This is a genomic window from Paraniabella aurantiaca, assembly GCF_050309965.1.
Taxonomy (GTDB): domain Bacteria; phylum Bacteroidota; class Bacteroidia; order Chitinophagales; family Chitinophagaceae; genus Niabella.
Map to the genome: position 1 here is coordinate 1124387 of NZ_JBLOSY010000002.1, position 25172 is coordinate 1149558.

The window sequence follows — 25172 nt, forward strand, 5'->3', positions numbered from 1 at the left end:
ATGATGAAAATGATTTTTCTTAAAAAACAGATTCAGCGCATAATGTACCTGATGATGTTGGGGGCATTATTGGCAGGCACTCTTTCATGCAACAAACAAATTGATTTTGAATCTACCCGTATAGCTACTGAGTCTGCAAGCTGGGATTCTTACGATGATGCACGTAGCGGCCTTATTTCTTTATATGGGTTGTTTCGTGTTGCAGCGGCCGCTAACAATGCTCATTGGTTATTTGGAGAAATAAGGAATGGCGATTTCAGGGCTGTGGCAAGGCCGGATTTAAAAGCAATTATCGAAGGAAAGCTAAATGCTTCATATGATTTGATTGATGAGGCAAGTAACTGGAGACATTTTTATGCACTGATAAATGCCTGCAACGTATTTATTGAGAAATCAGCACGCTGTATGACCGATGCCCGTTATACTGAGTCCTATCACAACCTGGATGTAGCACAAGCCAGGGCTTTAAGAGCTTTTGCGTACTTCTATATAGTACGTATATGGGGAGATGTACCATTAATCACAACTTCAGGGGAAGGACAAAGTTTTGAACAGTACGCACGTACGGGCAAAGACGCTGTGCTCACTTTTGCAGAAAATGAGTTAGTAGCAGTAGCTCCGGCATTGCCTTATTTATATTCGGTGGCGGGAGAGGATTTTAAGTATCCCAATAACTACTATGATTACTCACAGGCCGAATGGGCGGGCAGACCATTTAGCAGAACCGCTGCTTATGCTATACTGGCGCATATTTCAGCCTGGAAAGAAGACTATATCAACACGGCGATTTATACGGAATTTATAATGAATAACTATTCCAAAAGTCTTCTGTCAACAGTGTCAACCAATATGATGGTGTCTTCATCCAATGCAGGTTTGTTTAACAGGGGCACTGATGGAACTAATATTTATCCAATTTTTTCCTTTTCCTTTCTTAAGCAGGATGGAGAGGCTTCTACCAATGGACATTTTGAGCAATTAACATTAGCAAACACTTCTGTTTTTAAAATGTCAAAACTGCAGCCAGATATTTATATACCGAAAAATATAGTGGCTGACATATTCGCCAATACCGGTGGGAAAGACCAACGGTTTGGTTTGGATCCAACCGCTATTGAGGCCGGCACCTTACTAACTAATTATATCGAAGATTATAATGCAGAAATACCTGTATTTAAAAAAATAAGGATAGTGGATGATGGGGCCGGATCGGGAATGTTTGCACAGTTTACCTCATCGCTTGTATTTACGAGATTGGAGGAGATTATGTTGTTAAGAGCTGAAGCCCTGGCTGTACTGGGAAGATACACGGAAGCTGTAACGCTGCTTAATAATGTCCGCAACTCAAGAGGGCTGGACAATTTGTTAGGGACTTCAACTAACAGAAATGATATCATCAAAGAAATTTTCGCGGAAAGGCGTCGTGAGTTTGCCGGCGAAGGCTGGCGTTGGTACGACCAGATAAGACAAAACAGATTACTAAGAAATGATACCGCATTTAATAAACTACTGGATGAGGGAGGTATTTATTGGCCCATAGCACAGGCTGTTTTAGACAGGAATCCCAAACTGGTTCAAAATACTTACTGGCTGCATTAAGCGCCATATTTTAAAACGATCTCGGTTTAATTATACGCACTGGACAGGATGCGGAAGCGCTCTTACAATGTATAAAAAATGTACTCAAATGAATGGACGTATGGTCAGGTTATCTTTTCATACTAATGGCAGTAATGCCACAGGCAGTTTAAACACGAAATCTGTATCTCAATCATCTATTAATAGGATAGGAGTAATACAGTTAAGCACAATGGCTTTCTTATTAATGATTGTACTGATGATGGCGCCTGGTTGTACAAAGACAGATTCTACTTACAAAAACGCAAGCGTACCCTCTGTTAGCTTTAATGGAGACGCTTATGCTTATCTCGAATCCCAAAAGGGAGTTTTTGACTCATTGCTTAAAGCGTTGGCACGGGTGCCGGGCTTGATAGATTCCCTGAGAAGTTCGCAGGTAACTTTTTTTGCGCCGGCCAACCGCAGTTTCGAAATAGCGTTGTTTAATGCGAACCAGGCGCGCCTGGATTCAGTGCCTCAGATGCCACCGCTTGATATTAACACTATAGATGTAAAACTGCTCGACAGCACTTTGTGCAAATACATAGTGAGGGATAAAATTGTAAGCAGCGATTTGTTCAATACACTTTCTGACGGCAGAGATGTCGCAACGATTAAGTATAGCTATGTAATGAACATGAAAATGCTGTTTACCAATGCCAGCGGATATGTAGCAGGCGGACCTACACTGATCAATTTCAGTGACAGGAATAATTCCATATTCACACGTTATTGGGTAACTACTAAAACATCAACCAGTGACATCGTAACCAGTAATGCAGTGGTTAACCTTTTGGACGTGGGTCATGACTTTGGTTTTGGAAACACTTTTATAAGATCAGTAAACAGGAGATAGGAAACAAAAAATGATGGAGTATATGAATAAGAATACTTTTTCCGTTATAGCGTTGTTTTTGATAGGTAGCTTTGGCTGCGGGAAATATTTCCCGGATGAAAGAGAGAATATTGGTAAAGATTCGCGGTATTCGCAGGTATTATTTGAGCCTATACTAGGTAGAGATAATTACTATACTCCTTTTTTCAAAGGTACAACTACGTACCCTACTGAGTTTTACATCCGAAATATCAGGAGGAGAAATGGCGAACCTGCACCGGAACTGGAATCAGTATTGCCGGTAACAGTATGGAAGCAGGTGTATACCGGAACTGAGACTTCTATAGAACAGCTACAGGCAAAGCAGGAAGTGCAAAACAGGGCGATATTGGATATCGGTAAATACTCCGGTGACGTTATAATGTGGAATACGGCCCGTTCAAATTTTGTCAGAGCAATACCTGACTCGGGCTATTTATTTGATGTGGAAATAAGCAACACAGGTGGAAGACGTTTTTTCAGAGACCTGAAATTAATGCCCTACAGGGAACGCCCTACCGAACCGTCTAACAGGGATATAGTTAGCGGACATGAACTAACCCCGGGTGTATACAACGCCACATTATTTAATGTAAAGGGTGATAGCACTAACCGCTACCTGTCTGCAAGCGATTTATTGGTCTCTATGAAAAAAATAGAAGGTGGGGCAGAAAATAAAATTACTTTTCGTTTTTTAGATAAGAACGGGCGCCTGATCAATCCAGCTTTGTTTGCAAAAACCAAATGGACAGGTCTGGTGCATGGTTTCAATCCTAACATGACCGCTGCAGGAGTTACCTATGATGTGCTTTATCCCATTCCTTTGGTAAAGAAAAAGACCGGCTATACCACTGGAGACGGTAGTATGGCCAGAACTGTATTTAGCTATGAACGTATAGGTTTTGGTGGGGCGATTGAAAGAGCTACTATCGAATTTTCATTTGCCATATATGAACCAGGCAATTGGGAGGTGATATTCCAATTTGTAACAGATAATCCCAGGTTTACAAACGATTAATATTGAACAATGAGCATTGATATGCACATAAATAAATTTCATGTTATGAGGAGTGTGTCAAAATTTTTGCTAGGGCTTTTTCTGTTTTTAACAACGGCCATAGTTACACATGCACAAAATAATATCCTTGTAAAGGGGACCGTTGTAAATAGCAGCGGAGGTATAGTGCAGGGTGTTTCGGTTACCAATAAAACATCAAAAAAACATTTGGCTATAACGAATGCATCGGGTGCATTTGAGCTGTATCTGTCACCTGGAACCATATTAGAGTTCACCCATATCCAATACGAAAGCCTTACCCGAGCAATTGCGGCAGCCGATACGCTGTTAGTGGTTGCACTGGCAGAAAGTAAAGGGAAAGCAGAACAGGATGTGGTTGTGCAGGGATTCAGATCGCGCGCCAAGGATGTACAAACAGGATCAAGTACGGTAGTAAAAGGAGAGGCCCTTCAAAATGTTCCGGTAAACAACGTTGCATCACTGCTTCAGGGTAAAGTGGCTGGGTTGAATATTCAAAATAATTTGTCTGGTCCGGGGGCTGGTCCTACTATAACATTGAACGGTAGCTCATCTATTAGCATTGGAAGTGATGGATTCTTGTCTCCTACTTCACCCTTATTTATAGTGGATGGTGTTCCGATAGATGTTAACTCAAAATATGAATATGGTTTTCAGTCAGGTGGTGCAGGGATCAATCCATTGTCGCTGATTCCGCCTGAAGATATCGATCAGATGGAAGTATTGAGGGATGCCGCTGCCACTTCATTGTATGGGTCCAGGGCTGCCTATGGCGTAATAATAGTAACTACTAAACGTGGACAGTCTAAAGTGCCCATAGTACAATACTCTGGTAATATTATGTACCAGACTCCACCTCAAATGAGAACAACTGTTGGTGGAGCAGAAGAGCGCCGGCAAAGATTATACACCATTTTGAATTATGATACTGCATACGGAGAGATATCAAAAGAGTTAATCAATGGCAATTCCTTTCTTTCTGATAGCTTAAATGCATATTACAGTAATTCTACAAATTGGCAGGACTATGTGGTTGCACCCACAGTGAGCCATAATCATAATATTACGGTGTATGGTGGTTCACGCAGTTTTAATTATAAAACCAATCTCAACTACTATGACGACAGAAATATAGTAAAAAATACAGGTTTTAAACGTTACGGCTTATCTATGAATGGAACTTATATGCCGGTGGAGCAATTTAAAATATCAATGTTTCTTAATGGACAATTTGGTAGCACTCAAACCGGGAGCAGTACAGGAGCTACTTTAGGTAGCTTGGCAGATCTGGCGAATCTTTCCTCGTTATTGCCTCAGCCGTCTAAATATTCCGATCAATCGGCAGCTATTGCCAACGGGTTCATTAGGAGTGAAAATACATCCAAAAGCCTTTTGTCCAGTTTGGATATAAGCTATGAATTTCTAAAAGGCCTCCGGGTATCTAACCTTTTTAGCTATAGTTTTGCTACAGGCGTTAAAGATTTTTTTACCCCCGCTTTTTTAAACCAGGGCTCCACTTTTGGTTATCTGTATAATGACAGGGACAATAATTTGTCTAACCGTACGCAGTTGGGATACAACGCTATACTTGGTCAGCACAACTTTAGTCTTAACGGATTTAACGAAATAAATGCTTACAGTACCAAAGCGGAAGCTATAGAGATTGTTCAAACCCCCAGCGATCAGATAGAGGGTGGGTACGGGTATAATTCCAATCTTACAAGAGGTGGAACTTTAAACTCGCTGAAGCAGGAACGTATACATGGTTATGGAGGATACGCGTCGTATAATTTTGATAAAAGGTATGTTTTTGATGCCAGTTACCGTATCGACAGAACCTCAATCAATGGTCCTAACCAGGGAGCACAAAAGAGTCCCTCTTTGGCCGCCCGCTGGAATGCGCACTATGAGGATTTTGCGAAAAACTGGAGTGACTGGTTGTCTACCGCCTCTGTGAAGGGAAGTTGGGGGCAAACCATCAAACCTAATGGAAGTATATTCGATGTGTTCGGTAAATATATATTTGGTCAGAGATTTAATAATGATCCAACTTATCTGATCGATTTTGAAACGATACCTAACGTCAACTTCTTACCGGAGGAGAATACCACGACCAGCTTTAGCACCGAGCTTAGCTTTTTCAAAAATCGTATTACAGCAGAGTATATTTTTATGTATACTACTATTGATAACCTAACGCTGGCGGTTGATCTGAGCTACGCAAATGGATTTACGAGGCTTAAAACAGTTGATGCCAGCCTGGCTAAGCGAAATCACCTGCTTACACTTACCGTTCGCCCTATAGACAGGCCAGGCATCAGGTGGACTGTGAGCGCTAATGGTTCCCTTAATAAAACCATTATGGCAAAGCTACCTGGTGAAATGCGGGAATACGTGAAGTCTGATTTTAATGATGCCAACCAGACGGTACCTATTGTAATGCGTCTCGGGCGCAATCAATTCTCCAATCTGGTATATCGCACCGAAGGTGTTTATGCCAGCGATGCCGATGTGCCTATTAATCCCGCTACCGGCCTGCCTAAGCAGTTTGGCAACAGTAGTGGACTTTACTTTAAAGCCGGTGATCCCATTTGGACCGATGTGAATGGAGATTATATTATTGATGAAAAAGATCTTGTGCCATTGGGAAATCCCGAACCTAAATACTATGGGGGTATTAGCTCCAACCTGATTTTTCATGATTTTACTTTAAATGTAAATATTCAATATTTTATCAATAGGGATGTAATCAATTTGGCTAGTGCAGAGCGTTTTCGGGCATATACGAATCCTACTTCTATGAATGCCATGCTTTCCATTGCTGATTATGATTATTGGAAACCGCTTCAACCAGGCGATTTGTCAACAGGAATAACGAATGCGGAGTATCCCAATCCTTTTGATTTTAGAAGAGCGAACTCCCTGGGGTCCTTCAGATCTAACCAGACACTTTTCATGGAAAACGGTTCTTACTGGAAGCTGGGCGATGTTACCCTGCTTTATAATATCCCAAAAGATCTTGTTGCAAGATATGGTATGAGTTCGTGCAGGTTAAGCCTGAGTGCCTATAACCTGCTTATTCTTACAAAATATTCGGGAGCTAACCCTGAGCAGGTTTCCGCATTAGGACGGGATATTTCTAACGGGTATCCTAATTCGAAACAATTCTCATTTGGTATTAATGTTCAATTCTAAATCTTTTTCGATGAAGCGTATTATATATGTAGGGCTGCTACTAACAATGATAATGACTACAGGATGCAAAAAGTTCCTGAGCCTGGATCCGCCAAGCAGCTTGTCGGGAAACAATTTTTGGCGTAATAAAGATGACGTTGACGGTTTTGTTAATGGACTTTACATGTTGTTTCGCTCATCAGTTTTTCGTTCAGATATGACGGCGGCAACAGGAGAAGATGAGTTCCCGTTTTTTGCATGGAGTGGAGATATGAGAGGGGCTCCTATACACAGAAATCCAAGTGCTTTCTCAGGTAGGGAATACATAAATATATTGCCCCGGAACGACATCAAAACCCTGGTAAACGGAGGTGCAGGATATGACGGACTTTATAACGACCTGTTCAATGTAAACCGGTTTACGCAGTGGGATAGGTTCTTTAAAACAATAGCTTCTGCCAATATTGCCGTAAGCGTTATTCCTGATGTTGCAGATCCTGCGCTTTCAACCGGAGATAAAAATAAATATGTAGGGGAAGCTATTTTTTTGCGTAACCTATGCTACTTTTTTATGGTACGTCTTTGGGGGGATGTACCCTACTACACCAAACCCTATTTTACCGGAACATTAAAAAGAGAAAATAAAGTAATTGTATTAAAGAATATACTACAGGACATGGAGCGTTCTAAAGAATATCTTCCCTGGACAAACAGCAATCCTTCACATGTTGCAGTACATGCATCCAGGGGTTCTGCTATTGTGCTAATGATGCATGTAAACATGTGGCTGGCCTGTTTTGATGTAGCTAATAAGGACTTATATTATCAGAACGTAGATAAATTGGGTGATGAGTTGGACCAAAATAACGGTGCTTACCAGTTATTACCATTGAGCAGAACAAAAGAAATTTTTAAAGGCAGAACCAGGGAAGGACTTTTCGAAATACCACAAAATGTCAATTATGGTGAAACTTTTGGCTGGTCTGCATTCTCTGATAATGTATTATATGCTCCTTATAAGCAGTATAACATTTTAAATAGTTATTTATCTTATGAAGCTGATTTTATGGAAACAATATTTCCGGCTGAAGTGGCAGACAATAGAAAGTCTGCATGGTATGTAGAAAATCAGATGTATTCCGGCGGCGATAAATTTATGATGTTAAAATTTGCCAATGTTTATGCCAATGATCAGGCCGAGAACGTTAATCCAGATGATAATCAAATGGTCTTTCGGTTGTCTGACGCATACCTGTTACATGCGGAAGCTTGTGCTGAAACAGGCAATTATCAAAAGGCAAGGCTTAAAGCCAATCTGGTAAGAGCCCGGGCAGGCGCACCTAACTTAACATCTTCAGGTGATGATCTTAAAGATGATATTTTTTATGAGCGTTGCAGGGAGCTGATGGGCGAAGGGCAATACTGGTATGACGTGGTTAGAACCAGACGCATTACAGATCCCCAATACCGTTTCGGTTATCACTGTACGGTATCCCAATTCAATGCGGGTGCCTGGACCTGGCCTATAGATCCGGCAAACAGAATTAATAATCCTGAAATAACATTAAACAACTATTGGTTATAATAAAGCTTATGAAATCTTTTTATATAAAAATATTTCTTGTTGTAACTCTGGTTTTGACCCTGCTTGTAAGTTGTAAAAAAGATTACTATCAGGATGGGGGTGTGAATGACGGTGTATACAACGGTACGGTACTTCAATACCTGCAGTCGCGGCCTGACCTGTTTGATTCCTTGGTAAAAGTTATAAAGTATGCTGGTATGGAACAGGTGTTTTCTTCAGAGCAGATTACCTTTTTCGCTCCCGCAGATTCCTCTATCAGGAGAACTATGGAATTTGTGAATATTTCATTACCTGCTTATGGTAAACCAGCCATTACCAGAATTGAAGACATAAAGCCGGTTATCTGGAAAAAATACTTGTCAAAATATATTTTTAGAGAAGCTCGTAGTTTAAAAGAGTATCCTCAGCTGGACGTCAGCAATCTGTCTGCTTTCGCTGGTCAGATGTATACTTCATTCGAAGGAATCCCCATGAATATTGGAGTTATTTTTAATGATGCCAACGGTGTTAAATATGCCGGCTACAGGCAATTGGTGGTATCGCACGTAAGCAGCGCCACCCCGAGGGATTATACCACGTGGTTTTCGGCAATAGTGGCCTCAGCCAATATCAACCCGAAGAATGGTTATGTACATGCCTTGCGTTTTGGAACTCATTATTTCGGCTTTAACCAGTTAGAAGTGTTGGAAGATTTGATATACAATAACTAAACCTAACAATAGTATCAGGATATGGTTTTTTATACAAAATATATAGCGAATAAAAAAGGTTTTGCTTTGTTTTTGGTTTTTTGCTCGGCGTTGCTCATTGTGGCATGCCAAAAGAAGGACTTTAACACGAAGGACGTTTACGAAAACAATGCAACCACCGATGTGAGTTTTACTGCCGATGCACCACAGCCGGTAACGGTATCAGAGGGAACTATTGTGAAATATGGGATTAAAGGCCTGCGAAGTAAAGCAGCCGGAACCTATAAATTTTATATCAATGAAATGGAAGCGACTATACAGGAAGTGGCTGATACCTATATTTCGGTAAGAATTCCATTAAATGCCAGCTCGGGCAGCGCATCACTGGTGTTTAATAATGGCCAGATTTGTTATGGTCCCGGTATAACAGTGCGTGGTAATACACAAATAGCCACTGACTTTATCAGCAATATAGGAACCAATAAGGCGCTGAAGGCCGGTAGAGCTGCAACTGCCGTAATAACCGGTATTACACTAATGCCCAACGGAAATTATCTGGTTTACGGCGATTTCGATCAATATGGTAATGCTATTGATTTAAGTAATATTACAAGCGGCATACAAATGATCGATGCCACCGGAAAAGCCCTGGAAACGAGCAAGCAATTGGCAATGGGAAAGCGCGGCCTGAATGGAACCATAAATGATGCTAAAATTTTAAGCGATGGAGGTATTCTGCTTTCTGGGAGTTTTTCAAAGTATGATACGATTGAAAACGTGAATGGGGTAGCCCGCTTTTTTAATGATGGCACATTTGACCTTACGGAGTATGAAGTAGCCAATTCAGACCCGGAAACACATCCGGAAAATAATACACGCCCTGGATCTTCCATAAACGGAGGTACTTTGGGTAGCATTCTTTCCACATTTTTAGATAACGCCGGGAATTATATTACTGTAGGAAACTATCGTGCATTTTCGTCGGTATACTACCCCAACAGTACTGTAGAAAGCTTACAATTAGATATGATCACCTCTTTGGGCCTTACTAAAATGGATAGTTATGGGGTTTTTGATTCCTCTTTCAACTATAAATACGAAACCCGGCAAAGTTACCAGGGCGCTAACGGTTTTGTATTAAGTGCGGTGCAATTGAATAGCGGTCATTTGTTGCTGGGAGGGACATTTACTACTTTTCACGGAAGCAATGCTCAAAGGCTGGTATGTATCGATCCGGTAAGCGGGATGCAGAGTAATGTTTTTTCAGGCAGTACTGACGGCCCTGTATTTAGAATAACACATAATAAAACTACAGGCAGCTTAATACTACTTGGCAACTTTAAACATTATAATGGAATACCGGTAAATGGTATGGTGGTAGTAAAAGAGGACGGATCTATAAATACGGGTGTTGCACTGAAAGCTATTGAAGGCGGTGTGGTTACCTATGCAGCGCAATTGAATGACGGGCGCTACATGATTAGTGGTTCTTTTTCTAAATATGATAATATAGTTCGGTCGGGTTTTGCCATTCTTAATAGTAACGGGTCTTTGGCTACAGGGTATAACAATACCGGCTTATTCAGGGGATTTATTAATGGACATGCGGAGCTCAATACATTTAATGGGGTCGCACTGCTTCTTGTAGGAAATTTTGATCGATTTGATAATAAGGAAATGGGAAATATAGTTAAGGTTATTTTGACCAATACCCAATAGAAGATTTATTGATAAGAAAATGAAAAACGGTACAATGAAACTGAATACTATTTTGAGGTTGCTATTGGTAATGACAGGTTTTGCCACCCTACATACGGCGTGCAATAAGTCTGAAAAAAATGTTCTGGAAAGCCCGGAGAATATATCACATCCGGAAGCTAAAGCCCGCAAGGTACTTCTTGTTGTACTTGACGGTGGAGTAGGTGCCGAAATAAAAAAAATTGCTCCGCCTAATATAATGGATGCAACTGAGCATGCGATCTTTTCCTGGGACGCAATTGTAAGTCATAAACAGGCAAATCCGGTTACCAAACAAATGGGCTGGGCAACATTGCTCACTGGCGTAATGCAGGATAAACATCATGTTGCCTCGTCTGCGGCTGATAACCATTTTAGTGATTACCCAACTTTATTTACGAAGCTAAAGCAGTTGAATCCGCAGCTAAGAACAGTTGCGTTAAGCACATCAGCCGAAATCTCCTCTGTGTATGCGAAGGATGCGACTGAGAAAAAATCTTTTAGTGCAGATGAAGCAGTAAATGGCGCAGCGCTGGAAGAATTGGGTAGCCAAAACCCGGATTTATTAGTAGTTGGTTTTAAAGGTGCTGAAGATGCAGGAGTGGCTTCTTCGTATACTGCCGCATCTCCTGCTTACAAAGACGCAATACTGACTATAGATGGATATATTGCCAAAATGATCCAGGCTATACAAACGCGTCCGGGTTTTAATCAGGAGGACTGGATGATTATTTTAACATCGAGCAAGGGAAGTGATAGTTATGATGCGTCGAAACCCTGGACAGCTTATGAGGACGAGAGGTACAACAATTTTTTTGTTTGCTTCAATCCTCGCTTTTCCTACAGTTTACATGAAAAGCCATTGGTGTTTCCTCATTATGGTGCTACTATGTCCTATCAGATAGGAGACGATAGCAAGCCGAACAGTTATGCAGCGTTGAATGCCAATAACTTTTTAGATTTAAGTACCAGCGGCGATTATACAATACAGTTTAAAATCAAAGCGGCTCCGGGCAATGATTACGCATGGCCTTCTTTTTTCGGAAAGATGCAGCAGTTTAACGAAAGCAGTAGCGGATGGATTTGTTTTCTTCAGGATGATTTCTGGGTATTTTCTGCCGCCGGTACAAGTGGAACCGGAGGCCGGATGCAGGCCAAGGGAGGCAAAGTTTCTGACGGAGAATGGCACACCTGCAGCATGGTTATAAAAGGAGCAGGATCTGGCAGATCTGTAGCCGTCTTTACTGATGGAGTATTAAATAGCACGGGCACACTTGGGGCGAGAAACATCACCACAGCAGAACCCTTCAGAATCGGATACCGGCCCGGCAATAACTACGGTTCGGATTGGTCGCCGGCATATTTGTTAGTGACTGATATTTCCGTATATAAAAAAGCACAAAGCAATGCATACATCGGCAGTAATTATTGTGCTACTACGCCCGATTTGGCCGATGCTGATTTATTGACCTATTGGTCTTGCCGAAGCATTAGCGGCTCAGCTGGTAATACCTATTTCGCAGATAATACAGGAATGAACAACCTGTATTTGAAACAATCTAATATAACCTCCTTTAGCGATATATCTCTCCTGGTTTGCTCAACGGTAGACGATGAAGCCTATAAGCTGGTACCCAGTTCCATGGATGTTGCATCGCAGGTATATTCATGGTTAAGATATCCCGTATCGCCGGAGTGGAAGCTGGATGGACAGATATGGGTACCAAAGTATCAGGATGTACAGTAACTAACGTGCAACAGTGTTTTACGGTTTTAGTAGGTGGTAATAGTATGGATCAAAAAATTAGAAAGCAATAATGATTGCTTTCAGTAAATAAAATAAATAGAAATGATAAGGTTTTTTCTTGCAGGTTTAAGGTGGGTTAAAACTTTGCCTACACATTTAATGTATAGTTCCAGCAAAGTTTGCGGCCTTATGATAGGGCTAATACTATTGGCATCCTGCGGTAAAAAGAGCGATTTTGGGTTTTTGAATGACCCTTCTAAAAATGATAAGGGGCTGGATTCGTCTTCTTTGAAAGTAGACACGAGCCTGAATAATATTGACAAATCAAAATATTTGCAGGCTTCCATATTCCCTGGTCTGATATGTGTGCAGGAGCCAAGAGTAACCAAGACCATCGATCTGGATTTATTTTATGTGAAATCAGAGGACTTGCGTATCAGCGTATTGCCCAGGCCACAGTTTAGTACCGGGTTTTATGCAGCTCCCGGCGAATTGGTAATCGTCACTGTTCCTGAAGGGGTATATGATCTTTCCCTGCAAATAGGTGCATGGACGGATAATGTAGAACATATAGCCAACGCACAGCGGGATCCTGTTATTTATTCGCAGGTGAAGCTGGTACCAGGTAGAAACTATACACGTAATTTATACGGAGGGCATATATACATACTACCCAGTAGCCCAAGAACTGCTCCGATAAGCCTTACTTTTCAAAATGTGGTGGAATCTCCTGATTTTGTTTTAGGTAAAACAGACCCGGTGGCCTGGAAGCAAAAGCTAGCTACTTCCTGCGTGCCTTATCTCGAATTAAGAAGTAAGTATGTGATATTTACGATAAGAAAAGACTATGCCGTTCGCTACCCTATTGCGGATCCGGTACAGTTAATGACGGAATGGGATGAGGGTATCAAGAAGGACTTCTATGGTTGGACCGGACTGGAAGAAAATGCTGCCGAGGTGTATGACCGTTCTCCACAGTTACCCTATCGCATTGTATTAGATGTGAATATTTCTGTAGGATATGGGCATTCAGGATTTCCTATAATGGCTATAAATGATACTTACTGGCAAACAACAATAACCAACCTGAATGCGTTAAGGAAGTCAGCGGTATGGGGATTATACCACGAAATAGGGCATAATTTTCAGCAGGGAAAGCACTGGAGCTGGTCCGCGCTGGGCGAAACTACTAATAATTTATTCATATACCACCTGGCTAAACGTATGAACCGGTCCGGTCTTGGTCAATGGCCTGCTAATCATGATCCTGATGGTGAGCCGGGAAATCCAGAGCTGATTGCTACTAAAATGCTAGCATTTGCTGCGGCAGAGAACCCGGAAAAAGACTTCGATAACTTCACCGATCCAGAATTGGAAGATAAGGCGCCGTTTGCCAGATTAATGCCCTTCCTGCAGATGTTTGATAAAATACCTCCCAACTGGGGCTATCCAGGTCAAGGAGACGGCTGGGGTATCATGACGGAGTTGTATAGAAGAAGCCGCCGGGCCATTCGCGAGTCGCCTACCACATTATCAAAGCATGATTTTGTTTATGAAACGGTTTCGGACTATACGCGTAAAGACTGGAAAATGTTTTTTCAGAAGTGGGGCATTACTTTAAGTTCAACAGCTATGGCAAGGGTCGAAGCCAAAGGGTATCCTGAAATGAACCAGGAAATATGGAAGTATAATCCTTACACACGAACCGGAGGTGATGGGATCTGGAGTCCCGCCGATCCGTATTCAAATACGTCATGGGCAATTGCCAGTTACAGTTCACAGGAATCTGTTGGCGAAAGTCTCCCCAACGGATTAGCCGCCTCTGTTATTGATGGTAATTTAAATACTTTCTGGCATACCGAATGGAACAATGCTTCTCCGGTGCCTCCTCATCATATAGTTATAGATCTGGGCGCTGCATTGGGAAAATCGCTTAGCTTTTCTGGCTTCAAATATGCGCACAGAAACAACCTGCAAACAAGAGCCAGTAGGGTACATGTTGAAGTGAGTAATGATAATGCGACCTGGACTACGCTATCAGGAAGTCCATTTACGCTGGCAAATGTTTCTGGATTTCAGACCTTCAATTTACCGGCTGCGGTTACTGCCAGATATATCCGGCTTAAAGTATTATCTACCGGTGATCTAAATGGCGGGGCTATTTATTGGGCTTTCAGTGAGTTTGCTGTTTTAAAGTAGCGTATTAATTAAATTATATAAGATTCTGAATGAAACATACATTTCCTATCGTACTCATTGCCCTTGTAACAATTAACATTGTTGTTACAATCAGTTCTTGTAAAAAGTACACCGATCCACCGCCTTATTTTGAGGAAGATTCTACAGCGGCACCTGTAGGCAAAAGAAAGGTACTGCTGATTGGTATTGATGGCCTGCCAGGTAAAATATATAGAGAGTTAAAGCCAGCCAATATGATGGCTTTGCAGCAAAACGGAAAATTTACACTGTCTGGTATTGCTGATAATGAAAAAACCACAGCAGCAGCGGGTTGGAAAACATTAATGTCGGGGGTATCTTATTCAACACACCAGGTTGGCGATAGTACTTTTGAGTCATCCATTCAACCGGAAGAGGGAGTGACCGGCAAAAATTATCCCAGCCTTTTTTATTTTATTATTCGTTCTGCGCGCCCGGATCTGCAAAGTCGCTTTATAACCAGTTGGCCGGATCTGCTCACGCTATTGGTGCCGGAAGCTAGTAATAAAATCGCGACAAAAAACGACAAAGCCACGAAGGACTCGGTACTAGATGCTCTCAAGAACAAGAGTGACGACATCGTTGTTGCACATTTTGGAAGCCCGGCTGCCGCAGGCAAAGCGGGACAATTTTCAGCTGCGGATGCAGTTTATAAGGCCGCAATACAAACTGTTGATGGGTATATTGGCGAAATATTGACCATGTTAAAGTCGAGATCAGGATATAATACTACCGAAGACTGGTTAGTGGTGATTACGGGAACGCATGGTGGTAAGGATAATTATTTTGGTGGCGTTACGGATGAAGAAACCCAGATACCTACTATTTACTATAACGAAAAATTTGCCCCAATCGAGTTTAAACGCCCCGATTTTTCTAATCCGCTTTTTGGTACAGGTCAGGCAGATGCGTATGGTACGGTAGTTAATGATAATGGGCTTTACAATTTTGGTAATACCGGTGATGGCGGTTACACCGTAGAAATGAAAGCTTATTTTCCGGGCAGTGGCACCAATTATCCGTCGTTATTATCAAAGAGAGAGCGTTTTTCTACCGGGGTGGTAGGTTGGACTTTGTTCCTGGAAGGCGATTACTGGCAGGTTAATTTTGGCCAGGCAGAGCAAAATAACTACCAGGTTGCAGGTTCATCAATAAGAGATGGGAAATGGCATACATTATCCTTTGTAATTAAAGACGATGGCAGCAGCCGAAAAGTACGAACCTATACGGATGGAAACTTTAATAAGGAAGGGGATATTACCTCAAAAGGAAATATTAGCTCACCCGCTCCATTAACATTGGGATACCTGAATACAGAACCGGTAAGCGTTAAATTCAATGCTGCTGATATCAGGATATTTAATGCGGCACTTTCGGATGACGAAGTAAAAAGTAGTGCATGCCTGAACGATATCAGCAAACACCCCCAATACAGCCATCTTATCGGTTATTGGAAATGCGATGATGGAATAGGTGCATCATTAAAAAACCAGGCAACCAATGCGGCTGGCCTCAACTTTAAGCTGCGCAATAGCTTTGAATGGAATGAGGTAAGTGTTCTGCCTTGTAATATAACACCTTCGCAACCTTCGGGTAATAATATAAATCTACAGCTTGGTAATTCAGGTATCGCCAAAAGCCTTTTTTATTGGTTACGTATTGGGGTTCCTAACTCCTGGGGATTAGAAGGTAGCTATTGGCTGCAGAATTATGAAACAGAATTTTTAGGTGTAAACTAGGATGGGGAGTATTGTAATAGCATTTACCTAACGCTGGATTTTTTAAACACTTTTAATTATCATTTTCTGGTCTAAACACCGCCTGGCATTTTTAGAAACATTTTAAATATTTACTCTTGAACATGAAGCCCGACTTTATCCATTTGCCAACTTTTTTTAGAAAAGCTTATTTCCGACACGCTCTATGGTTAGGATTGTTTTTTATAGCACAAGACGTGGCGGCGCAACGTAGTAATTTTAATAATGGATGGGAGTTTATAGGTCAGGAATTTGTATCAAAAGAAAAGGTTGACTCAACCCGTAAATTGGGGGACAGATGGGATGACCAGTTTTTAACAGAGCAGGTGAACACCAATGATACGGCTTTCAAGCCATCAATAAAAGAACTGCAAACCCAGTTAGCACAAATTGAAAAAGGGAAGTGGCAACAAGTTACCTTACCACATACTGCTTTTCCGGAGCCGTTGGTGATTGTAAAAGCCCGGGAAGGTATTGCATGGTATAAAAAAACATTCCGGCTTGATAAATCCGCGAAGGGACAGTCTGTTACATTGTACTTTGAAGGCGCTATGCAGGTGGCTGATGTATGGCTGAATGGGGAATACATCACTAGGCATACAGGAGGCTATTTACCTTTTGTGGTGGATATTGGTAAAAAAGCACGGTTTACTGGCGAAAACAACATCTACGTAAGATTGGATAACAGGGCGCATTCATTAGTGCCGCCGGGTAAACCTGTTCAGAAATTAGACTTTATATACTATTCAGGTATATATCGTAGCGTATGGCTGGATATAAAAAGACCGCTGCATGTTACTGATGCGGTGGCAGCCGATAAAAAAGCAGGAGGAGGAATTTTTGTTACTTACCCTGAAGTAAAAAAAGATCTTGCGATTGTGGCGGTTCAAACTCATATAGCCAACGGGTATGATCAGGCACAGGTATTCCAGGTGGAGCAACGGCTTGTAGATGCAAAGGGAAATGTGGTATCCCGTTTGGTAACAGATAAGAAAAAACTGGAAGGTCTGTCTGATGAACATTACCAGCAACAGCTGATGGTAAAGCAGCCGGCATTGTGGCATCCAGATCATCCTCATCTGTATCAATTACATACATTAGTAACGCAAAATGGAAAGGTTACTCATAAAACTATCACGCCGATAGGCATTCGCAGCTTTGAAATAACAAAAGATAAGGGGCTGCTGATAAATGGTACGCCATTTAAGATTGCCGGTACAAATCGTCATCAGAATTATCCGTATGTAGGTAATGCACTTCCGGATAATGCTAATTATCGCGATGCCTGGCTTATAAAAAACGCAGGAATGAATTGCGTGCGAACGGGGCATTATCCTCCCGATCCGTCCTTTATGAAGGCCGCTGATGAATTAGGTTTACTAATTGTCACCTGCACACCCGGCTGGCAATTTTATAACCGCGCCAGCGGGTTTACAGATCATGTTATGAATGATATACGGGAAATGATACGACGTGACCGTAATCACCCGAGTGTACTGTTGTGGGAAACAAGTCTCAATGAAGCATACCCTCCCGCAGCATTCAGGTGTAAACAGGCCGAAGTGGCAAAGTCTGAATGGTTAGGAAATAAGAACTTTTTTATCAGCGGCGATTCTTATTTTGTAAAAGCTTGCTGGGACGTTCCCTATGATGATTGGAATGGTGATCCCGGAGCCAGGAACAATACTACATACGTTGAAAATCCCTTTCTTATTCGCGAATATGGAGATTATGAATTTGGAGGAGGATCCAGTACTTCCCGCCAGGTAAGAGGAGCAGGGCAGAACGCGTTGTTGCAGCAGGCCTGGAATTTGCAATGGGAGCATAACAAAAATCAAAAAAATTATCCGCGTGCAATAGGAGATCTTACCTGGGCTTTTTACGATGGACTGGCTGGATTAATGGTGGGCATAGAAGGATGGGGAGTGGCAGACATATTCAGAATACCTAAGTTTTCTTACTATCTTTTTCAAAGCCAGAGGGATAGTCGTGTTTTGCCGCATACAAGTAGGTTTACAGGGCCTGTTGTCGCTATTGCTCATTATTGGCAGCAAGATAATCAATGGAAAACAGTATCTGTATATAGTAACTGTGAAGAAGTCTCCTTATATCTTAACAACAACCTCATTGCAAAGCAAAAGCCGGATAAAGGGAGCGAAACAGACTATGGTACCGAGCTCGATAAGGGAGGAAAACCTTTTGATGGAGGAAATGCTAATCATTTACAATATCCCCCGTTCACATTTAAGCATATAACTTTTGCTCCCGGAACCATAAAGGCTGTTGGCTATATTAAAGGTAAAAAAGTTGCGCTCGATAGTGTGAGCACGGCGGGGGACCCGGCACAAATTCAATTGCAAATAGCGGAAAACGGAAGACCCTTAAAGAAAGGAACAGAAGATCTTGTTTTTGTATACGCAAAAGTAGCAGACGCCGCCGGGCGTCTTGTTACTAATGCTGATCATGAGATTACCTTACACATAAAGGGAGAAGCTTCGCTCGTTAGCCCCGCCACCGTAAAAGCGGAAGCGGGAATAGCTTCTTTTTTATTACGTACTAATGAACTATCGAAATCTATTAGTCTAAAAGCTGAGTCATCCTCTTTAAAAACACAACAGCACATTGTTTTATAATAATCGTCCCTTTGCGGTGGGGTCCTAGTTTATAAAAACAAAATGGCTTGCCCGGAGAAATCATAAATCGACACAAAATATAATTGTTGCTGTTAATAATAAGTTTAAAAACCTTGGGTTGGGACAATGGAGTGCTTGTTATTTGCATGATTTTGAATTGAAAAGCAAAGTAAATGTATATTGGAAGCCTTTGCTGAAACGGAGAAAGCTAACTTAGGACGTACGTGATTTTAATGCGAGTCGTTTATATAGCAGTCCATTCTTATCTCAATTGGATACAACTAAATACTTTCTCGTCCTGAAACTTGGAATCTATTTTTACAGCTATTCTTTAGTTTTTCAGATCTTAACTTTTTTAAGTGGGAATCGAACGTCAATGCTTGTTCCTCCATTGCTAGAATTAATAGTAATCATACCGTTAATCGCCTTGGCTCTTCTTCTAATTGAAGTAAGCCCCATTTTTTCGTTAGAGGATAAAATATTAGTTATGTCAAAGCCTTTGCCGTCGTCGCTAATGTGTAATACCGCCTCATTCTTCTCTTCATATAAGAGTATTGATATGGCTTTAGCAGATGCATGCTTGATAATATTAGTAATGGCCTCCTGCGTGATAAGTAATATTTCTATGCGGGTATCTATGCCAAGGTCTTGCATAACACCTTCGGATATGTGTATGTTTTTTTTGAAGTACCTATCTGGCAGTGCGTTGTTAATCAGGGTTTTGATCCTGGTTTCAAATTGCAAGTCGTTCATCTCTTCTGTTTCGGCAAACAACGAATGGCTGAGGTCGCGCAACGAATGGTAAGATTCCTTAGTCTGTACTTTTAAAGACTGAAGCGAGGCCTGCATATGGTGGTCTGTTGCATCATTTGCTAAAAGTTCTATCTGGTGCATGATGGATGCAAGGCTGGGTGAAAGATTATCGTGGATATCCCTGCTAATCCGTTCTCTTTCTTTTTTTATTGTGATCATCCGGAGCTTTTCAAGAATGTTCACCTGTTTGTAAACAGAATCATTTAAAATGTTGATACGTTTTTGTGTTCGTTTTCTATCCCAGTAAAAATAGGCAAGTATGCCTGAAATGATCAGTACTGATATAAGGAACACAATCAAGGCAAGCCTGGTTCGGTTTTTTACCATTTTACCTGCCTGGGCTAGTTCAATTTTTTTCTCTTCTGCTTCGGTTTGAGCATACAAAACCTGGTCTACATCTTTTAATACGTTAATATTGGCGGTCTCCTGCAACAGAGTGGCCTCTTTCATGGTTTCGGCACCTTTTTGATAATCACCACTATTAATTTCATTCAGCGCCTTATGATAAAGTGCGAAATACCTTGCATCAGAACTTTCGGGAAAACCATCCCGCTGTTGATACTGCTGAAGGCTGTATAGGGCACTATCTGGCTGATGATGGGTTGTATAGTAATCTATCTTCCATTCCAGGGCAGATTTTTCAGAATAATATGTAAGTGCTTCAGGCGTTTCAGGCTGCCGGGCAAACAGTGTCATGTCGGCAATGGCCCCGCGCTGAATAATGGTATTATTGTTTACAGCTCCTTTATTATAAGTAGTGCGCAGTGCACTGAATTTGATAAACCCTAATTCATCGGTATTAAACCTCGGCTGGGTCTCTACTTTTTGAAACATTTTCATTACAAGCTGGTAAATGTCATTTACCAGGAGGGTATCATGATTTTCGCAAAGCGCTTCACTCATTTTTTCCAAAAGCATAAAAGCCTGGACCGTTTCTACCGAAGACAAAGTTCCCGATTGTATTAACCCGGGTATTTGCCTGAAGTATTTGTAGCTTTTGGTGTACAGGTCTTTTACATGGTTATAGGACTTCTGGGTTTTATAATATTCTGTTTTCAGGCTAAGAGCAGCTAAGGATGGTCGTCTGAAAGTTTCTTTTTCCCAACTGTCAAGTTTTTCGGCATAATAAAACATCTCACCTCCCCGGTTGGCCATTTGTGCCTGGTTAGCCAGCAGCCCATAATAAGTGCGCTTATATTGGTTGAGTTGTTTGTGACTCCAAGTGATTTCCCTGAACAGAGAAAGATTGTATAGCATTTCCTTATTTGAAAAAGAAACGCCCTGTGCCATCTGGGTTCTCAGCAGCATATTCACCTTTTCCAGGTAAGCTGTATCGTTGATCTTTTTTTGCTCATATTCTGTTTTCAGTTCAGACAAGTAATAGTGGGTACTGTCCTTGTTCACCTGGCCGAAAACTGTTGCGGATAAACCAGCTATCAACAGTATGACTGGGAAGAGAATTCTGAAGTGCATAGCATTTATGTAGTAAAAGTTAAATTAACTCGAGTCGCCGCGCATAAGCTAGTAAGTCTACAATAGATTTAGTCTTTGACTTTCGCATCATATTGCTCCTGTGATTTACAATAGTAAAACGACTTAAATGCACCTGTTCCGCAGTTTCTGCAATACTAAGACCTTTGGAAAAATATTGTAATACTTCCAATTCACGCACAGTAAAAGGATGTTTGCCCGAATTAGAGCTCGTGCTGCTGTTTATGATTTCAGTTATTTCGGGGCATATATACTGCCGTCCGTTTTCAATAGCATATAAACACTCCATTATCACATCAGTTCCGGACGACTTGCTGATAAGTGCAGAAGGATTTTGTCCTATAATCGTATAGAGAACAGCAGGCTGTATGGCACTTGTAATAATAATTGTTTTAATCTTTTTACTGATTCGTTTTACATCATGTAGTATATGAATAGAATTGTGGTCTCCAATCTGGTAATCTAAAAAAAAATAAACGTTACCATGTGCAATCGATTTGAGTAAAACAGGCATTATATCCAGTTCCTGTTCTACTGTAAATACTTGTGAAAACACCTTTAGCCTTTCTAAAAATCCGGAAAAGGAATGCGCAAAAAGGCGATGGTCGTCAAAAACAACGGCGATGGTGCTGTTAAATAACAAGGCAGTTTGTTTAGGAGTTAAAGATTCAGATATTGAAGGCAAAGGTAGCTGTATAATAAATTAGTTCTCTAAAGCAACTAAAAAATAGTAACTTATTGCTATTTATATTTTTATTAGTAGAAATAAAATATCTAAAAGTACTCCCACGTCCTTTTGGAAGTTTTTTTGGCTGACCTTCACTTTCACGTTCTTGCTAGGAACTGCTTTTGAACAAAAACAATTGATACATCTGCAATTGCCAAAGAGTAGGGTATATGAATAATTAGCCTTGTATTAATAAGCTTTTGGACATTTTATAATGTTAGCTATTGGCTATGTAGGTTGTTATCCAATTACTTAATCGTATGTAAACTTTACCTTTTATGAATATTAGAAAATCCCTATTTTTTTTCTTTTTGCTTTTGTCATTGGCAGCGAATGCGCAAAATCCTTATGTTACTGTGTTGAAAACCGATAACCCTGGTAGCACTGCATCTAACCAGGTACTCATACCATCTTATGGTACTTATACTTATACTTGGGTGGAAGTGGGTAACCCCGCCAATACCGGCTCCGGTGCCAGTGCCGCACCGGGCGGCGGAGGACAAACATATACCAATATTACTTTTCCATCAGCAGGTACCTACCAGTTAACTATAACACCTTCTGGCCTTACTCCATTTAATCGTATATGGTGGTCTATAAGTCCAACAGGAAACGATCGTCAAAAGATTTTAGATGTAGTGCAGTGGGGTGATGTGGCGTGGAGTAGCATGGATGGTGCATACGCAGGTTGTGCCAACCTTACCCTTACTGCTACGGATACACCCAACCTAACCAATGTTACGAATATGAACTCCACATTCTCCGGTACCAGTAGTATAGTAGGGGCTAGTATTGGAAACTGGGATGTAAGTCATGTTACTAGTATGCAATTTACATTTGGCAACTCCGTTTTTAACCAGCCGATAGGCAACTGGAATGTTGGTAATGTTACCGACATGTACCGGATGTTTTTCGGAGCTGCATCTTTTAACCAACCGATAGGTAACTGGGATGTGAGAAATGTTACCAACATGGAAGGCATGTTTATGAATGCACCCTCTTTTAACCAGCCACTAAATAGTTGGGATGTAAGCCATGTTACCAATATGTCGTGGATGTTTTGTGATTTCACCCTACCTTATGCCAGTGCATTTAACCAGCCAATTGGTAACTGGGATGTAAGCAATGTTACTAATATGAGTACTATGTTTAGCAACGCAACGTCATTTAATCAAGATATAAGCACCTGGGATGTAGGTAGTGTTACTGATATGAATACGATGTTTAGTGGAGCCACTGTTTTTAATTCAGATATTAGCAGTTGGGATGTAAGCAATGTTGCCAATATGTTTGATATGTTTAGAACTGCCCGTGCTTTTAACCAAAACCTCGGCGACTGGGATTTAAGTGGTTTGTCATCCGGCAACCGTGCCAGGTTTATGTTGTATAACTCGGGTTTGAGCTGCGAAAATTACAGTCGCACTTTATTTGGCTGGGCCAATAATCCTCTTACTCCCTCAGGTATTAATCTGGACAATACTTTTCCGCTTAAATATGGTGCTGCGGCCGTAGCAGCAAGGAATACTTTGACCACTACCAAAGGGTGGGCAATTCTCAATGATGCACTTGATGCCAGTTGTACTGTAGCACTGCCTGTGGTATTTGGTAACATCAGCGCATTTGTTAAAAACGGGCAGCTAACTATAAACTGGGCTACATTAACCGAAACCAATAACAGTCATTTTGAAATTGAAGCATCTGCCGATGGTAAAACATTTACTAAAATAGGAGAGGTGAAGTCGAAAGGTATTAATGGCAGTTCAACAGGCACACTCGATTATACATTTGGTTCAGATCTTGCCAGAGGTTCCTTAGCTGCAGCTTTTGCATTATTGCTGGGTGTGTTCTCCGTAAAGCAATCCCGCCGGAAATTGCGGGTAATTTCTCTTGTGTTACTTGGAGTTAGTGCTCTGTGGGTTTCTTGTAGTAAGATTGATAGTGACGCTATTAATCTTAACGGCAGCAATAGGCAGGCGTTTATAAGAATCGCCCAGGTAGATATAGACGGTGCTAAATACTACTCAAGAATTATTAAGGTAATTACAGAATAGAATAGTCTTTTTTGAATAGCGTTATAAATCCTGGTCTCCCAATGTTGGTACACTTAACCATTTCTCCTATGCGCATATATATTGGGGACCAGGATTTATAACTTCGTATACACCACAATAGAATGAACAATAACTTAATACTAAACTATTTTAATACATAGATATAATTTACTAAAAGTTGAAGCTAAGGAATTTACAAAATAATAATACCCCGAAATTTGTATCCGTAAGTAACAAAGTTGCTTATTGTATCCTAAGAACAAATGGCATGTCTTTTCTTAGTGAATTCTTATTTTCGTTTTTTAGTATTGAGAATTTGTAAGCCAAAATAAGCGACTGAGATTTCCACAATTATCGTAGTATTCTTTCTTGAAAGGAATGAACATAAATATCAGTTTTTTTTAGAAAAAACTGATCACATAAATATATTGATTTTTGAATAAAAGTAGCTATAACACATAATGAAGTGCTACTGATTCAATGATTTTTGTTTAGAAGGTAGAGTGTGAACTCCGGGTCTTTCCAGATCAAGGTTTTCCACTCTTTTTTATTGCTTCAATTTCATATTGCGATAGGATCTATGATGTCTGAAGCTACTTCTGTCGCATAAAGTAAGCTACTCCCGATACTACTATACTTATCAATCTCACATAAACTGTATTGCGCCTGGGTCTTAAAAGATGAATTATTATCATATCCATAAAAATACTATTTCCGAGAGGAAAGTATAGTAGTTAGTTACTATTTATGTTTTACTGGTGATACTAATTAGCCATTTATATGACAACAAAATGTTAAGGGCCTATTGTTAAAATACCTTTGGTGTGACTTATCCTATGTTTTAACAATAACAAACAGTGACAAACATAGATATTGGATGTTTTCATAAGGGGCTGATTTTACCTGGTGTATTTAAAATGTAAAATAATTAAAGACTAAAGCTGGCTGTTATGTATTGTCTTGCTAAGTAACTAGCTATTGAGCTTCATTGAGTAAAATGAATTCTGTTCAGATTTTGTGTTTA

At 40.8% G+C, this 25172-nt stretch carries 14 protein-coding genes; 12 read left to right on the forward strand and 2 right to left on the reverse strand.

Features of this window, described 5'->3' with window-relative positions; translation table 11 throughout:
* The first annotated feature begins 9 nt into the window (after positions 1–9).
* The 11 genes from ACLOAU_RS19085 to ACLOAU_RS19135 all read left to right on the forward strand — a co-directional run bounded on the left by ACLOAU_RS19085 (position 10) and on the right by ACLOAU_RS19135 (position 19066).
* Positions 10–1599, forward strand: a complete 1590-nt coding sequence (locus tag ACLOAU_RS19085) for a RagB/SusD family nutrient uptake outer membrane protein (protein WP_427863503.1) — start codon at positions 10–12, stop codon at positions 1597–1599.
* An 88-nt stretch (positions 1600–1687) separates the two neighbouring features.
* On the forward strand, positions 1688–2473 hold the full coding sequence (locus tag ACLOAU_RS19090; RefSeq protein ID WP_427863504.1) for a fasciclin domain-containing protein: 786 nt from the start codon (positions 1688–1690) through the stop codon (positions 2471–2473).
* 22 nt (positions 2474–2495) lie between these two features.
* The gene (locus tag ACLOAU_RS19095) at positions 2496–3509 is read left to right on the forward strand and encodes a DUF5007 domain-containing protein (RefSeq protein WP_427863505.1); all 1014 of its coding nucleotides are present in this window, start codon (positions 2496–2498) and stop codon (positions 3507–3509) included.
* A gap of 45 nt (positions 3510–3554) precedes the next feature.
* Positions 3555–6722: a SusC/RagA family TonB-linked outer membrane protein gene (locus ACLOAU_RS19100; protein ID WP_427863506.1), complete on the forward strand. Its 3168-nt coding sequence runs from the start codon at positions 3555–3557 to the stop codon at positions 6720–6722.
* 10 nt (positions 6723–6732) lie between these two features.
* Complete coding sequence (locus tag ACLOAU_RS19105) at positions 6733–8286, forward strand: RagB/SusD family nutrient uptake outer membrane protein (protein ID WP_427863507.1); 1554 nt, start codon at positions 6733–6735, stop codon at positions 8284–8286.
* Between the two features lie 8 nt (positions 8287–8294).
* Entirely contained in the window at positions 8295–8996 is a 702-nt protein-coding gene (locus ACLOAU_RS19110) for a hypothetical protein (protein ID WP_427863508.1), read from the forward strand.
* Between the two features lie 21 nt (positions 8997–9017).
* Entirely contained in the window at positions 9018–10694 is a 1677-nt protein-coding gene (locus ACLOAU_RS19115) for a DUF5008 domain-containing protein (RefSeq protein WP_427863509.1), read from the forward strand.
* Between the two features lie 34 nt (positions 10695–10728).
* Positions 10729–12459, forward strand: coding sequence for a hypothetical protein (locus tag ACLOAU_RS19120; protein ID WP_427863510.1), 1731 nt, complete (start codon positions 10729–10731; stop codon positions 12457–12459).
* Between the two features lie 189 nt (positions 12460–12648).
* A complete protein-coding gene (locus ACLOAU_RS19125) occupies positions 12649–14658 on the forward strand; it encodes a M60 family metallopeptidase (protein WP_427863511.1) in 2010 nt (669 codons plus the stop codon).
* A 29-nt stretch (positions 14659–14687) separates the two neighbouring features.
* Positions 14688–16415 carry a LamG-like jellyroll fold domain-containing protein gene (locus ACLOAU_RS19130; protein ID WP_427863512.1) on the forward strand — a complete coding sequence of 576 codons (1728 nt, stop codon included), beginning with the start codon at positions 14688–14690 and terminating at the stop codon, positions 16413–16415.
* Positions 16416–16537: 122 nt separating this feature from the next.
* On the forward strand, positions 16538–19066 hold the full coding sequence (locus tag ACLOAU_RS19135) for a glycoside hydrolase family 2 TIM barrel-domain containing protein (RefSeq protein WP_427864304.1): 2529 nt from the start codon (positions 16538–16540) through the stop codon (positions 19064–19066).
* 339 nt (positions 19067–19405) lie between these two features.
* Here ACLOAU_RS19135 and ACLOAU_RS19140 read toward each other — a convergent pair whose 3' ends face one another.
* Both ACLOAU_RS19140 and ACLOAU_RS19145 read right to left on the reverse strand, forming a co-directional pair.
* Complete coding sequence (locus tag ACLOAU_RS19140) at positions 19406–21352, reverse strand: sensor histidine kinase (protein ID WP_427863513.1); 1947 nt, start codon at positions 21350–21352, stop codon at positions 19406–19408.
* 19 nt (positions 21353–21371) lie between these two features.
* On the reverse strand, positions 21372–22055 hold the full coding sequence (locus tag ACLOAU_RS19145) for a response regulator transcription factor (protein ID WP_427863514.1): 684 nt from the start codon (positions 22053–22055) through the stop codon (positions 21372–21374).
* A gap of 320 nt (positions 22056–22375) precedes the next feature.
* Between ACLOAU_RS19145 and ACLOAU_RS19150 the strand changes: the two genes are divergently transcribed.
* Positions 22376–24148: a BspA family leucine-rich repeat surface protein gene (locus ACLOAU_RS19150; RefSeq protein ID WP_427863515.1), complete on the forward strand. Its 1773-nt coding sequence runs from the start codon at positions 22376–22378 to the stop codon at positions 24146–24148.
* Positions 24149–25172: the final 1024 nt, after the last annotated feature.